This window comes from Enterovibrio litoreus, assembly GCF_045679545.1.
Classification (GTDB): domain Bacteria; phylum Pseudomonadota; class Gammaproteobacteria; order Enterobacterales; family Vibrionaceae; genus Enterovibrio.
This window is the reverse complement of the sequence record NZ_CP166194.1, coordinates 2033552-2049287: the sequence shown is the minus strand read 5'-3', so window position 1 is coordinate 2049287 and position 15736 is coordinate 2033552. Positions and strand designations below refer to the sequence as shown.

5 protein-coding genes are annotated in these 15736 nt (G+C 50.5%); 2 read left to right on the top strand and 3 right to left on the bottom strand.

Going from position 1 to position 15736, the window contains the following annotated elements; all coding sequences use genetic code 11:
- Positions 1-91: 91 nt before the first annotated feature.
- Positions 92-11500 (top strand): PLxRFG domain-containing protein, encoded by an 11409-nt coding sequence (locus AB8599_RS08830; protein WP_407330542.1) that lies wholly within the window; start codon positions 92-94, stop codon positions 11498-11500.
- Positions 11501-11529: 29 nt separating this feature from the next.
- On the opposite strand, the gene AB8599_RS08825 is transcribed toward AB8599_RS08830, so the two are convergent.
- The 3 genes from AB8599_RS08825 to AB8599_RS08815 form a co-directional block, all read right to left on the bottom strand.
- Positions 11530-11793, bottom strand: coding sequence for a hypothetical protein (locus AB8599_RS08825; protein WP_407330540.1), 264 nt, complete (start codon positions 11791-11793; stop codon positions 11530-11532).
- Positions 11790-12440 carry a hypothetical protein gene (locus AB8599_RS08820; RefSeq protein WP_407330539.1) on the bottom strand — a complete coding sequence of 217 codons (651 nt, stop codon included), beginning with the start codon at positions 12438-12440 and terminating at the stop codon, positions 11790-11792. The genes AB8599_RS08825 and AB8599_RS08820 overlap by 4 nt, the downstream gene beginning before the upstream one ends.
- Before the next feature lie 687 nt (positions 12441-13127).
- A complete protein-coding gene (locus AB8599_RS08815) occupies positions 13128-13448 on the bottom strand; it encodes a helix-turn-helix domain-containing protein (protein ID WP_407330538.1) in 321 nt (106 codons plus the stop codon).
- A gap of 766 nt (positions 13449-14214) precedes the next feature.
- Between AB8599_RS08815 and ptsG the strand changes: the two genes are divergently transcribed.
- Entirely contained in the window at positions 14215-15648 is a 1434-nt protein-coding gene (ptsG, locus tag AB8599_RS08810) for a PTS glucose transporter subunit IIBC (protein ID WP_407330537.1), read from the top strand.
- Positions 15649-15736: the final 88 nt, after the last annotated feature.

Sequence of the window (15736 nt, the reverse complement as noted above, 5' to 3'; positions counted from 1 at the left end):
GGGTAAATTATCCCCATAGTGCCAAAATCTTATCCAGAAGCCGCTACCCGAAAGGGTGGCGGTTTTTTTATGCCTGTTTTACGGAGCCGACATGCAAGACAAACTGCTTGGTAACAACCCTGACGCGACGGTAAATGCGCGAACTGACATGAGTTTTGAACTCGGTGATGACTTTGATCTGAATGCGTATGCACCGACGCGTGACCTTGAGGTGACCGCAGGCGATGTGGGTAAGTCTGTTGCCATTGGCGCAATGGGCGCGGTAGAGGGCGGCGCTGAACCAATCAGACAGGGACAGAGTTATCTTGGTGATAAGGCACGTGATCTTGGTGTGCCTGATGCGTTGATTGAAGCCGCGAACTATACGCCTCAAGGTTTGGCGGCAAACTATATTTCATTTGCAGGTGAGCAAGTCGGTAAAGTAAAAGACTGGCTAACCGACACGCTGACTGATGACGGCAAGCAGGCAATGAACACTATGCCAGTGTCTGAATCGCCAGAAGGGGATTGGAAGTTTTCAACTGATCCTGCGGTGTGGGGTATGCAGCTAGCGCAAGGTGTGGGCTATATGGCCCCGACAGTTGCCTCTGCCATTGCGACAGGCGGCATGTCGTCTACGTCGGCTATACAATCACTCACTAACATGGCGATGCGTGCTGGCGCAAAACCTGATTTCGCAGCGAAAGCGGGCAATCTTGCTTATAACACGTTAGCCAAATCACCGACAGCAGCGGTGGCGATGGGTTCTGATGTGGGTTCGCAAGGCCAACAAGCGAAAGAGTCTGTGCAGGGTGCTGACTTCGCCCAGTTAATGAACAGTGAAACGTTCCGTTCTGAATTCTTGGCCCTCGATGATGACCCTGAATTCGCGTACTTAAGTGACATAGAAAAACTTGAAGAAGCGCGTAACCGTACCGCAAATGCGGCGTCACGTGCCACGATGACCGACCCGTTAACGCTGGGTTCAAGTGTTGCTGCGACTTTGTTGGGCGATCTTCCTTTGGCGAATGCCTTGGTGAAAGGCAGCGGAAAGGGCATTGTTAAGGGTGCGGCTGTTGGTGCGGTGCGTGAAGGCCCAACGGAAGCGGCACAAGGTGCAGCACAGCAGTACGTGTCTAACCAAGTGTCGAACGAGTATGCAGGCACGGATCTGGATGCGATGGACGGCGTTGCACTTGGTGCGGTGAATGAGGGTTTGCTTGGCAGTGCCATTGGTAGTGGCATGGGTGCTGTTGGCGGGGCACGTGGTGGCAGCAATGACGCAACGCAAGCAGACCCGGTTGAAGGTGTGCAGTCGGAGCCACAAGCTGACGTGCAAGGTGACGTCGCAGTATCGGCAGAAGATGCCCCCCTCACGAATACGGCGGAACCTGCAGTCATGGCAGAAGACTTGACGGTGGAACCTGTCGTGTCAGACATGACCGAAGAAGCATCACAAGGTACTACACCTCAACAAGCTACTACGCCTCAAGATGATCTCAAGCAACGCCTTGCTGCGTCACGTCAGACACTGCGTGATAAGTCGGCCCTGAGTGACCCGCAAGATCACCACCTTAAAACGCTGAAACTTGCCTATGCGTTAGACCCTGAGAAAACGGATGCGTTACTTGATCGCATGGCGCAGGGTGATGAAAGTGCCGAGCAAGGTGTATTTGCACTGGCCGAGCAAGCCAGCCAGATGGAGCTAGACGATACCGGTGTTCAGCAGTTTTTTGATGACGCTGTTGCGAAACGTAACGCAGGGGCACAAGCGCAGCAGAATAAAATTGCGTCAAACACTGAGCGTTACATTCAGGCATTGGAACAAGGGCGCCAGAACGTTGATCAAGCGAAGAATGGACCATTAACGCAGAAGCCGTACCAATCGCCTAAAGACCCACGCCTTGCACAGTGGGAGGCGGAAGAAGCGGCGAAACCATCTCGCCCATCTTTTGACCCTGCCATGGCACGTGCTGAAATTCTCAAGCGTGAGTCTGATGCAGAGCGAGCGGCACGTGAACAGAAAGCGACAAGCATTGAGGCCGACCCACGTGAAGTCGCTTTGCAACAACAAGCAGCTTCTGAACGAGCTGGGATGCCTAAGCAAGCTGATGTCGAATCGGGCGGCGTGACCCGAACCTACCAGCGCGAGCAAGAACGACGTGCGGCGGATACGCAGAAAGCCGAGCAAGAAGCGCAGCGTGATTACGTGACAGGTAACGTTGAGCAAAGCCAGCAATCTCGCGGTGGGTTTGCGGACCGTCCTAACTCTATGCGTATGCGCGAGCAAGGCCGCAAGCCAATCAGCGATTTTACTGACACAGTGAAGAAAACCAAAACCATGCGCAAGCGCTTGAAGCAACGCATGGTGAAAGCGAACCCGCAATTGGCCGATGCCTTGCTTGATTCTCTGCGATCGGCCCCTGAGCGTTTGGCGGCATTCGAAGCGGAAGCACAGCGACGCCAAGCCTATGAAGACGCGTTGCCTGAAAACAAAGCGCGACGTGCTAAGGCGGAATCGCTGTTTACCCCGCAGACTGATGAGGCGGCGATTGCCCCTGACTTTGAGCGCAATGCGATCATGCAAGTGGTTGATGACATGCGAGCGCGAGGTGAGCAAATTATTTCTGGCTTGCCGAAGCAAGAGCAAGCGGCGGCAAGGGCTGATCTGAATAAGGCGCAAGACTTTGTACAGTCTCGTCTTCGCTTGATGATGGACGAAGCCAAGGCTAACCGCACCAAGAAGCTGAAAGACTTCACGCCACGTTTCCAGCCAAAGACACCAGATGTGCAAGATACGCAAGGTGTGGATGATGCGCAGCAAGCGGATAACACACAACAAGCGGAAGGTGCGCAGGGTGTTGAGCCTGTTGCTGATGCTGAACCTGCACAACTTACACAGGGTGTGGATGATGCCGCACCTACACAAGATGCAGATATGGTGGACAAGGCCAAGGCGGTGATCCGCGATGTACTGAAAGCCAACGGCGGTAAAAAGCTGACGGGGGTACGCGCTGCCTATAAAACCCAAGGCGGCTTTACTGCGAAGGAGCTGGACGAGACGCTGAAAGCGCAAGGGCATAAAGGCATTGCTGATTTTGAGCGTGAGGTGAAGGCGGAAGGTCAGCAAGAGGAAAAGCCGAACGCAGAACCAGTAGAAACAAATGAGCCTGCACCCACGGCGTATGAATCGACGCCTGACACTGACGGCGATGTGACAACGCAAATCGGTTTATTGAATGCGATCAAGAAACGGGTAAAAGCAGGCTATAACCCTAGCAATAATAATTCGCTTAAAGATCTGGCGAAAACCCTGTTTGGTCTGCCTAGTGCCAAAGATGTGGACCCGTTGTTATTGAAGAAGGTCCAAGAAGCGTATGAGACCGTGGCGGTGGTGAAGCGACGCAGCAAAGCTACGAAGATACTGGCTGAACAAAACAATCCGTTGATGGTGAAAGAGGTGTTCCGCCAACTAAAGGATGACTACGAGCGTCAGCCTAACCTTGATGTTCGTACTGCGAAATCGAGCGACTTTCAGGCATACAGCACACCTGCACCTATGTCTTACCTTGCCAACCTTGCGGCAGGTGTGGACAAGAACACGATAGTGTACGAGCCGACTGCAGGTAACGGCTTATTGTTGATGCTGGCCAACCCAGCGAATACCTTTGCAAATGAACTGGACCCTGTACGCGCTGAGGCATTGGCATGGACCGGATTTGAAACCACGGTACAAGATGCTACACGCAACGCCTTTGAAGGCATTGTGTCTGAGCCGGTTGACGCGGTGATCACCAACCCGCCTTTTGGGACGTTACGCGATGCGAACCGCAAGCCTATTAAGCATGTGTTTACGGATGCGCTCGGTAACGATTATAAGTTTGGGGAAATTGATCACCTGATCGCCAAGCAAGCGCTGGATGCGATGAAGGTTGACGGTAAAGCAACCTTGATTCTTGGTGCGCCAAAAGAGGCGGGGGATTACACTGGCAATAACAAAGTGTTCCTGAACTGGCTCTATCGCAATCACAATGTTGTTCACCACGTTGAGATTGACGGTAAGCTATACAAAGGTCAGGGTGCGGCATGGCCAATTCAAATGATTGTTGTGCATGGTCGCGCAACGTCAGGGACTGGCAAACATGCCCCGGTAAAAGGTAAAGTTAAGCGTGTATCAACTTGGGATGAGCTCTATGACGACTTCAATGAAAAAGGTTTGGTGGATACCACAGGGCGAGAATATCAGCGATACAGCCAAAGCGTTTCTGATGTTAAAGCTCAGAGAGAGCCAAAAGCCGACGATGTATCACGCCAAGGAAAGCCTAGTGAGCTTTCTGGAAGACGAGATCAGCGAACTGCCGGGCGAGGAAATGACAGCGATGGCGGATCAGCTGGGGACAACGTTAGACAGCTACGAAATGGCGACGACGCTGGCGCAGGTTTCAGGTCTCAGCCTGATGTTAGAGACGCTGGATTGGCCGAAACAGGAAACCGTGACGCACCCGGATCTGAAAATTCACGATCTGATGACCAATCTAAAGGCAACCGACGCCCTGACGTTGAACCTGTTCGAGAGTTAAGCGCCGAACCGACCCGCACCACCAAGGCTGGCCCCGTTCAGATTGATGCAAAAGTTGAACGGGCAAATGAATTTCAGTCTTACTACAAGACCGCTTCAAACGGCTTTAATGAAGGCGTACTCACGCCGACCAATATGGCGTCTTACACCCAATCGGCACTCGCTGACATTCAACGCCGCCATGGTAGCGTTGATAGTTTCGTGATGGACCGATTAGGTTACTCGGATGCGGAATCCCTTCACCGTGCATTCATGGGCCTGCAAACCGATGCGGTAGCATTGGCTGTTGATGCCATTGAAAATGGCCGTGCGATTGTGATTGGTGATCAGACGGGTGTGGGTAAAGGCCGTCAGGCGGCAGGCGTGATCCGCTATGCCATGCAAAAAGGAAAGATCCCGGTCTTTGTGACGCAAAAGCCTAACCTGTTCACGGATATGTACGACGACTTGGCTGACATTGGTGTTGAGGACTTTACGCCGTTGATCATGAACCAAGACAAGGGGTTTGTGAAAAAAGGCAATGCGAAGTTATTTAACTACTCCGACAAAGAACGAAGTCGCTTAATTAACGAGCTCAGCAGCGGTGAACTGCCTGATGGCCACTCGGCACTATTTCTGACCTACTCGCAAATCTCAAGTGATAACACAGGCAATAAACGACGCTTGCTTGACGACCTGGCGAAAAATGCGGTGTTCGTGCTGGATGAATCCCACTCTGCGGCGGGTTCTGATTCTAAGTTAGGCAAAGCATTCCAACACATTTCAGAAGTGGCACACGGTGTGGCGTATTTGTCTGCAACGTATGCGAAGCGCCCTGAAAACATGTCGTTGTATATGCGTACCGACTTGGGCCTTGCAACGGATAACCGCAGCCAATTGATTTCTGCCGTCGAGCAGGGTGGCTTGGGGATGCAGACTTACATTGCGGGCAAGCTGGCGGAAGCGGGGCAGATGCTACGCCGTGAACGCTCCTTTGATGGCATTAAGATCAACAACCATGTCATTACGGATAAGACGGGCGGGACCAAAGAAACCTACGACCGCTCTGCCGAGGCGCTTCGCGCCATTCAAGATATGTCTTCTGCCTTCCGTCGTTATATTGAAAAAGATATGGCGCAAGAAATTCAAGAAGAACGTGGCCTTGATGTGGTGGTGCGCGGTAACAAAGCAGACGGCAAACCTAAAGTGACAGAGTTTAGCTCTGTGGTGCACAACTATATTTCGCAGATGACGCTGGGCTTAAAAGCGAAAGAGATCGCGTCGTTGGCACTGAAAGCCATTGGTGAAGGTAAGCGCCCTGTCATTGCGCTGGAAAACACCATGCAAGCGGCATTAGAACGCTTTATGGATAGAAACGGTTTCCATGTTGGCGATCAGGCGAATGGCCTAACGTATGGCGAGCTGTTGAAGAACGTGCTTGATGGTGTGTTGTATTACGGCATTAAAGAACCTGGCGAAAAGAAATCTGAAAAAGTGTATTTGTCGATTGATGAGATCACTGATCCCTTGGTGCAGTATCACTACAACCGTGCGATAGAGGCTATCGACTCGCTGGGTGCAGACGGCATTCCCGCTTCACCAATAGATGCGATTCGCCATGAAATTGAAAAGGCGGGTAAAACCGTGGCGGAAATTACCGGACGTAGCCTGATGGTTGATGAAGGTGATGGAATGCGAATTGTGAGCCGAAGCGCGGCAGAAGTGAGCGACCGACGCGGCACGGTGGACAAGTTCAACAATGGCGAGTTGGATGTGTTGATCTTGAACCAAGCTGGTTCGACGGGCTTGTCGCTTCACGCTCGTGCTGACTATGGTAATACGGACCCTCGCCATATGATTGTGGCGCAGCCTTCGCTAAACATTGACACCTTCATGCAAATGCTGGGGCGCGTTAACCGTACCGGGCAAATTCATAAACCGACGTATGACATTGCGTGGCTGGACTTGCCAAGCGAAAAGCGCCCAGCGGCGGTGCTGGCCCGTAAGATGACGGGCTTAAATGCAAACACGTCAGGCAATACGGAATCGGCAACTAGCGTTGAGTCGATTGATTTGCTGAACATGTACGGTGATGAGGTGGTGGGCGAGTATGTGGCGGCTAACTTTGAGATGTTAAACCGCTACAGCAAGAAACTCACGGATCTCCCTTTTGATGATCGCGCCTCGTACTTCTTAGGCAAGTTGGCGGTATTGCCTGTTGATATTCAGCAGTCGGTGCTTGAGGACCTTGAAGCGGCCTACCGCGACTTGATTGAGTACCTAGATGCGACCGGACAAAACGAACTCAATATGACGGAGTTGGATCTGGACGCGAAGCCACTGGCGCAAAAAATGCTTTCTAAGAAGCAACCAAAGCGCGGTGTGTTTAGCGAGCCTGTGTATTTGACCAAGGTGGATGCGAAGGCGAACGGCAAAGCGCCAGATTGGGCGGAGGCGCAAGAGCTTGTTGGTGCGTCTAGCCAAGCGAGTTTTGATGCGATGGCGTCAGCAATTAGCCGTGATACGCGTTATGTCGAAGGTCTGACCAAGAGACGTGACAGCACGAAAGCCGATCTGGAAAGTAAGCGCAAGGACGGCAAGAAGGTTGATGCATTGGTTGAGGAGGTTGGAAATCTCGATCAAGCCATTCGTGGTTATCAATCTCGATTGAATGAAGTTAAGGCCTTATTCCAGCCCGGAGGCATGTATGCGCATGGGGCGTTTGTAAATGTGAAGCTTGATGCGGACACTACGGTAAGTGGTGTGATCTCTGATGTGTCTCACACTCATTCCAACGGCAACCCGCTTTCCCCTTCCAAGTTCAAGATCAAGGTGGTGGTGGCTAACCGCGCACGCTCCATTCCTCTTAACTTGAAGCAGGCAGAAGAAGGGGCACTCACGCGAAGCATGACTAACGCGCACAGCATGAAGATGCTGTTTGACCGCAAGGCGAAAGAGCCAGGACGAGAAACGCGATACATCATGACGGGTAACTTGGTTGAAGCGCAAACGCGTACCGATAAGAAGGGGCGCATTGTCCCGTTTACGACCAGCGATGGTCGCGTGATTCAGGGCATGTTGTTGCCGCAGAACTTTAAAGCGGACGAAAACATCAAGGAGAAAGCCGACGCAACGCCTAAGCAAATGGTTGATTGGCTGCAACAAACAGATGGTCCGTATGCGAGCATGGGCCTTTCCACTGCGGATGGTGACGTGAAGGTTTATCGTTCATACGACGGTGATTACAAAATCTCGATGCCGAAGTCTGTTGCCAAAGGTAAGCGCTACTGGGGCAACCCTGCAATAGAGAAGGTGATTGGCGAGCAGGCGGTGAAAGGCGGCGGACTTTTGCATGTGTCGGTACCACAATCCAAACTCCTGACGCTTATTAAGGCAATGGACGCGATTAACCCGCTCGGGCTACGCAACAATGAACAGGTGAAGGATTTTGCCCGTTCGTCGGGGAAGGCGGTGGCAGGGTTTAGCAAAGAGGGCATTAAGTTCTCACGCGAAGCGATCACCCAAGGCGCAAACAACGTGAAGGGTATGCCGCTTAAACAAGCCGAGCTTGGTGTTAAGCAGTGGCTGAAAGAGTACCGGGGCGGCGGCGGCGTGAAAGTGCGTGTGGTGAAGACGCAAGCGGAAGCGGAGCAGATGCTGGGTGAGTCTTTCCCTGATGCGACGATCCATGCGTTCTACCATGAGCGCAGTGCGTCAGTGGTTGTGGTGGCTGACAATATTCCTGACATGAAGGCGCTACGTCAGAAGCTGCGCCATGAAGTGGTTGTTCACCACGGCTTGAAGTCTGTTGTGGGTGATAGTGAGTATCAAAAAATTCTTGAGCGTGTGTTCAGTGGGCGCCAATCGAAAAGCCTTAAACCACTTTGGGATCAGGTGTTGTCGAGCTACGCGGATCAAGATGCGGTCACGCAAGTAGAAGAAGTCTTGGCGCACGCGGCGGAAATGGAGCGTAATGCCATTCAACAATGGTGGGATCGTGTGGTTGAGGCTATCGCCCATGCTCTGCGTAGAGTGGGCTTGATGAAACCGAGCGACATGACACGTGCGGAAATGAACAACATTGTTCAGACCTTGGTTGATCGCATGAAATCGGTGAACCATTGGGACCCTGAAACGACGCCGCCTGGCGGTGGTTCTAAATTGTCTCGCTCTAAGCTGTCTAAGGCGAAGTTTTCTAAAACCCAAAACATGACCTTTGATCAGGCGATTCAACAAGTCGGCAAAGGAGACACGGCGCAAACGCGGTTTAAATCCGCGCTCAGTGCGGCCAGCCTAGCGGTGAAAGGGGTGTTAGGTGGCAAGTTGGGCTTGGGCGCGGTATCGCTGCGCCAGCTTTCTGATTTATCGAAAGATACTCTGCCAATGGTGAAAACCTACGTTGATACGGTGCACCGTATGTTGACGCGACGTAATCAGATGGCGTTTGAGTCTGCCGAGATTGCGCAAGACCTGCGCAAGTGGGCGGGTAAAAATCAGGACGCAGCCGATAAAGTGTTTGAGATGGCGCACGATGCCACGGTAGAAGGCGTGGACCCTGATAAGGCGTTCGTCTCGGCGGAAGATGCGATTACTCGCCGCATTGAATACTTGGAGAACGTGAACGAAGGGAGCCATAAAACCAAGGCACAGATGGATGAAATGCGCCAATTGCGCAAAGACTTGATCAATGAGCCTCAACGAAAAGCGAAACACGCTGAACTGAAAGCGGAATATGACAAGTTGCCAGAGCAGGCGAAGGTCTATTACCGTTCGATGCGTGACAACTATAAGCGTCGTCACGATGACTATCGCCAGTTACTCGAGCAGCAGATCCAAAGTGCTGACATTGACGGGCGTGTGAAGAAAAAGCGTATTGCAGAATTACGCACCCTGTTTGAACTTCAAGAAGTGAATGCGCCTTACTTCCCGTTGACGCGTTTCGGTGACTACTGGCTGTCTGCGGTGGACGAAAACGGCGAGCAGCGATACATGATGTTCGAAAAGGAAAAAGAGCAGCAGGCGACAGCCGAGCATTTGCGTAAGCAGGGCTTTTCTGTATCAACGGGTTATAAGATGGAGGGTAACCCTGCAATTAATGGTGCCAGCCTTTCTTTTGTCACTGACTTGATGCACAAGATTGATGACACCACGCTGAATGATTTGAAAAAAGAGGAGATCAAGGACTCGATTTATCAGATGTACTTGCAAGCACTGCCTTCTCGCTCGATGCGAAAGCAATTCATTCACCGCAAGAAGGTGAAAGGCTGGAGTAATGACGCGCTGCGAGCGATGGCCTCTAACATGATGAAAGGCGCGTATCAGTTGGCGCGTATGGAATATGCGGACGAGTTGACCAAGCAGGCAAGCGAAGCGAAAAAAGCGGCGGAAGTGTCGGGCAATAACCAGGCGGGCCGCTATGCGGAAGAACTGATGAAGCGCCATGAGTGGGTAATGAACCCAACGCACTCTAAGGCGGCACAGACCATTACCTCTATTGGTTTCTTGTGGATGCTGGGCGTTTCACCTGCGGCGGCGGCGATCAACACCACCCAAAACTTTGTGGTTGCCTTGCCTATTCTGGCGAGTAAGTTCGGTACCACGAAAGCGGCCAGTGCCTTGACCGGTACCATGAAGGAGTTCATTGCGGGTAAGGGCAGCATTCAATCTAAGTTGCGCAACTATGACGAGAAGGATGCATATCAGCAGTGGCATGATATGGGCTTGTTGGACTCTACCAATGCGCACGACTTAGCGGGCATGGCAGAAGCGGAGAACTGGCAGTACAACGAAACCTATGAAAAAGGCATGAACATGGTTAGCGCCTTGTTCCATAAGGCCGAAGTATTCAACCGTGAAACCACGGTGATCGCGGGGTATCGCCTTGCGCGTGAAAAGGGCATGAGCCATGAGGCGGCAGTAAAAGCGGCGGCGGATATTACGTGGGACGCGCACTTTGATTACACCAACGTGAACCGTGCTCGTTACATGCAATCCCCGACCATGAAGGTGATCACGCAGTTTAAGCAGTATTCCCAGAACATGTCGTATTACTTGTTGCGCAACCTCTATATCGGGTTTAAAGGTGCGTCGAAAGAAGAAAAAGCCGAAGCGCGTAAGCAGCTCGTGGGTACCATGGGCGTGACGGCGTTGCTCGGCGGGGCAAGTGCGCTTCCTCTTGGTACGCTTTACGCTATCGCGAATGCCTTGCAATCTGCCTTTGGTGATGAGGATGAGCCGTATGATGCGGAGGTGGAGTTTAAGAGCTACCTAGCAGATGCGATGGGTGATGACATGGCAAGTCTGGTGCTTTATGGCGCGGGTGGTGCTGGCCTGTCGCCGCGTATCTCACTCGATGGGCTTTGGATCCGAGACGCAAACCGCGACTTAGAAGGGCAAGATTTGTGGACCCACTACGCACAACAAGTGGCGGGGCCAGTGCTAGGCGGGGTTGTTGTTGGCGCTATCCGTGGCACGCAAGATATTGCGCAGGGTGAATACCAACGTGGCATTGAGAAAATCTTGCCGAAGTTTGCGCGTGACCCGCTCAAGGCTATGCGCTATGGCGATGAAGGTGCATTAAATTATCGCGGTGATGCCTACAAGGAAGCGGATGAGTTTGCTTGGTACCAACTTCTGGCGCAGGGCATGGGCCTGTCTGATCATGAGTTGATGAAGCAGTATGAAATCAACAATGGCATTAAGGGGTATGAAAAGCATATTACTGATCGCCGTCGTGACTTGATGACCGCGTATTGGTTGGCGGTGAAGCAAGGCGACACGGCGTTACTATTGGAAACCCAAAAGCAAATTGGGAAATTTAACCGCACCAATCCTCGCGTGGCGATTGATGCAAAAGACATTCGCCAATCCATTAAGACTCGCCGACGCTACAGCGAACAGAACCAAAAAGGGGTAAACGTGAATAAGAATTTACGACACCTGAATGACCAAATTGGTTGGTAAGGCTTAGGGAATAAGGGCGCATTGCGCCCTTATTCCTGTTTCATTTCCTGTTTAATCAGTGCCTGTTGTTCTTCTTTGGGTAGCCTATTGAATGCTTTCACTGCCGCTCTGACTGCTTCAGAACGTGACGCAGAAGGCGACACGCTGGCTCGAATGGTTTCTATGAGTTGGTTCTCTTTGGGGTACAACAAAAACTGATACCGACTCACGACGTCTTTAGGTATGTCACTGAATCGCTTGCTTTTCATGGGGGAGTGAGACAGTGCTGATGCTATGTCTTTATCTTCACTCATAACCCTACCTCGTTAAGTAAGTGCTGCGCTAGATTCGTGAATTCCTCTTGTGCTTTTATCGCACTCTGATCACTTTGTTCATACAGCGTTCTTCCGTTTGCCAATTCAGAATACGGTTTTTCTCTTGTGGCCAAACGACAAGGGGCGACGGGGAAAGAAGACGACAAGCGATCTGCAGCGTTGTTGGCGTAGCCCACCATGGAAGGAAGTACCGGCACGCGGTTTAGATAGCTGATGGGTTTTATGCCTGGATTAAATTCACTGACGAAATCAATCACGCCTTTCATGGTTTCTGCCTCTGCGGTATCGAGTGCGCCTATTGAGAATGGCATGGCGCAGAGATCGGCAACGGACAGCACAAAGTTAAGTGTGTCACTGGCGTGGCCACCTGTATCGACGATCACAACATCGTGACTTTCAGCGAGGCGTTTTATATCCGATCGACAATTGCCCTGGACCGCAAAGCAAATAATGTCGGTGAGCCCTTCGCGTTTGTTACGCAGTAACTTTCTTGTGCTGCCTTGTCCGTCCGCATCGACGACCACGGTTTTTAACTGACGAATGACCTGACAATAGTAAGCAAGATTGATCGCGCCACTGCTTTTGCCTGTTCCGCCTTTGGTGCCGGAGAAGGTGATGATACTCATGACTATCCTTATGGTGTGCAGGGTGTGGATAGTGTGAGTGTTGTATAGGGTGTGGTGGTTAGGAAGGGGCTGAGCTACTTGGTGTGGTTTTTTATATCGTAGATCAATGCGGTAATTGTTATCCGAATATGACGCGGTACGTCTTTTAGGAGGTGAGCAATCTCCGTTACGCTCGGGTCAGTGCTGTTTCTTTCGGGTTCTGAAATGCCAAGGTGGGAAAGTATGGTGTCCCTCACTTCGAGCGTCATTGATTGACGGCCAGAAAGTACGCGCTTAAGCATGGACAGGTCTAGGTTTGTACTGCAAGCCAATTGGCTATAGCTTATCTTTCTAGAAGACAGCGTGTTCCTGATCAGCGAAACGGTAGGATGCATGACGTTAATTTATTGATGTGGTAACCATTATCCTAAACGGCATTGTCATGTTATGGCAGGGACTCATCGAACCAAGTTTGTCACTTTGGTTCGTATGGTGGTCTATTTTCGTTCTTGGGCAATAAGGACTGTTATTTGAATGCTCATTTCCATGTAGGATAGAGGTCGGAGGAGTTCCACTTGCAGCAATTGAAAGACAAGGTTGCCGTCGCACGCGTGTTGATGAGTAACGAAAGACTGTCAGACGGAACGAAGGTCTGGGTAACGAAAGTCGCAAGGGATGCACAAAAAGCGCTTCAAAAAAGAAAGCCCGTCAGTTGACGGGTTTTTTGTATTCGCTGGCAATAAACTCGATCAGTAACTTTCTACCTTGTGGTGACAGCAGCCTGAGTATCGCCACCACTTCACCTTCATCCATATCATTTACACCCATCATGTCTAATGACACGTCCAGATCAGTGATTCCGAGCGCTCTAATAATGGCGCGATACTCGCCCATCTTAAGATCCCGTTTTAGTTGCTCAACATCGCGTAATGCTCGGTAATTAATGCCGCTCTTGGCAGAGAGTGCTTTAATTGTGACCCCAGAGCGAATGCGGCGTTCTTTGAGTGCTATGACTAGTTCGCTATACATTTTTCACCAGTGGCTTATTTTCGCTACTTTTCTCTAAGTATAGGCACATTTTCTGACTATGAATTGTGCAGATGATTTAACTAGATCATAGTCCGCCTTCAAAGATAATCTGCAATTGATGCAATCAGATACCCGATCTGTTTTTGTCTCGGTGAGATATGGAAACGCTAATTCTAGAACTTGATGTAGTTATTGATTTAATGACTGCGGAAGAGGACCTTCCTGAAGATGTGCGAGTATGGATATCGCAAGTGCTTACAGGTGTGATAGGTAAGCTATGAGGTCCCGATTGGGGCCTTTTTTTTGGGGCATAAATGGGGCATGAAATGGGACACTTTTTCTAAATGGGGCATGAAATGGGGCTGTTTTCGCGGGGTTAGGCGTGTTTAGGCGTAAGGTGTTGCAGTGCGTAAGCTGTTGAATTTTATGTAAGTCCTTATTGTAACGGGCATTTCTAAATAACCAGTTAATTTGTTACATGAAATAACGTTCCTTCCTCGTTTCCGCAGCATAAGATAATTTGAGTGTTAAGTGCTCTATTCTCATTTAATTTAATATTTATCAATGGTTTAAATAGTATCAAAAGTGCTATTACCCCTGAGTCTGATGTGATCTATATTTGGTTTCTGAATACCCATGTCATGTTACATAGAGTCTCTGTAACAGCAGGCCTATATTAATCAGCGAATAACATTGTTTCCGGGTTGTCGAGAGCTAGAATCGGATCTGAGTTCAAGCTCAACCCTATATATTTCAGGAGCTACATATGTTTAAGAACCTCTTTGCGAATATGCAAAAAGTCGGTAAGGCGCTGATGCTTCCAGTATCAGTTATGCCCGTCGCCGGTATTTTGTTAGGTGTTGGTGCTGCCGATTTCTCTTGGCTACCAAGTATCGTTTCAACCATCATGATGAGTGCGGGTGACGCTGTTTTCGGTCACATGGGTCTTCTGTTCGCAGTAGGTGTTGCACTGGGTTTTACTAACAACGATGGTGTGGCAGGTCTTGCTGCTATCGTTGGTTACTACATCATGGTTAACACGCTAGGTGTTATGGGTGAAGTGTTCGGGGTAGGTGCGATTGAGACTGGCGTGCTGGGCGGTATCCTTGCTGGTGGTGTTGCCGCTTGGGCTTTCAACCGCTTCTTCCGTATTCAACTTCCAGATTACCTAGGCTTCTTTGCGGGTAAGCGCTCTGTGCCAATTATCACTGGCTTTTTGAGCATCTTCTTGGCAATTGGCCTGTCTTTCATCTGGCCACCAATTGGTGCGATGATTGCGTCTTTCTCTGATTGGGCGTCAGTTCAGAATCCACAAGTGGCATTCGGTATCTACGGTCTGGTTGAGCGTTCACTAATCCCATTTGGTTTGCACCACATCTGGAATGCTCCATTCTTCTACGAAGCAGGTCAATGTGTGACACCGGCAGGCGAAGCACGTACCGGTATCCTAACTTGCTACATGGTTGCTGATGAAGCAACACGTGCTGCAGGCAACGGCTTTGGTCAGTTGGCTGGCGGCTTCATGTTTAAAATGTTCGGTCTGCCTGCTGCTGCAATCGCAATGTGGCACACAGCGAAGCCTGAAAATCGTGCGAAAGTGGGCGGTATCATGGTGTCTGCTGCGTTGACCTCATTCCTAACAGGTATTACTGAACCAATCGAGTTCGCATTCCTGTTCGTTGCACCAGTACTTTACGTTATCCACGCGGTGCTTGCTGGTACAGCATATGTACTGACCAACACGCTAGGTATGGTTCACGGTACGTCTTTCTCTCACGGTTTGATTGACTTCGTTGTTCTATCTGCAAACTCTCAGAAAATGTGGTTGTTCCCGCTACTGGGCATGATGTACGCCGTGTTCTACTACGTGGTATTCCGTGTTGCTATCGTGAAGCTGGATTTGAAAACTCCAGGTCGTGAAGACGATGAAGCAGCAGCCGCAGTGGTTGAGGGTGGTGAATCTGAAATGGCAAAAGAATTGGTGATGGCGTTTGGTGGTAAAGAAAATATTACCAACCTAGATGCGTGTATTACTCGCCTGCGTGTTGCTGTAGCAAGTGTTGATGCTGTTGACCAAGACCGATTGAAGAAATTGGGTGCGGCAGGCGTGGTTATCGCTGGTGGTGGTGTTCAGGCTATCTTCGGTACAAAATCTGACAACTTGAAATCAGACATGGATGAGTGGATCCGTAACCACTAATATCAAATCGTTACTCCCCCAACGGTTGATAGTTAAGAAGGAGAGCATATGCTCTCCTTCTTTTTTTGTTTCTTTCGTTATCGCTATA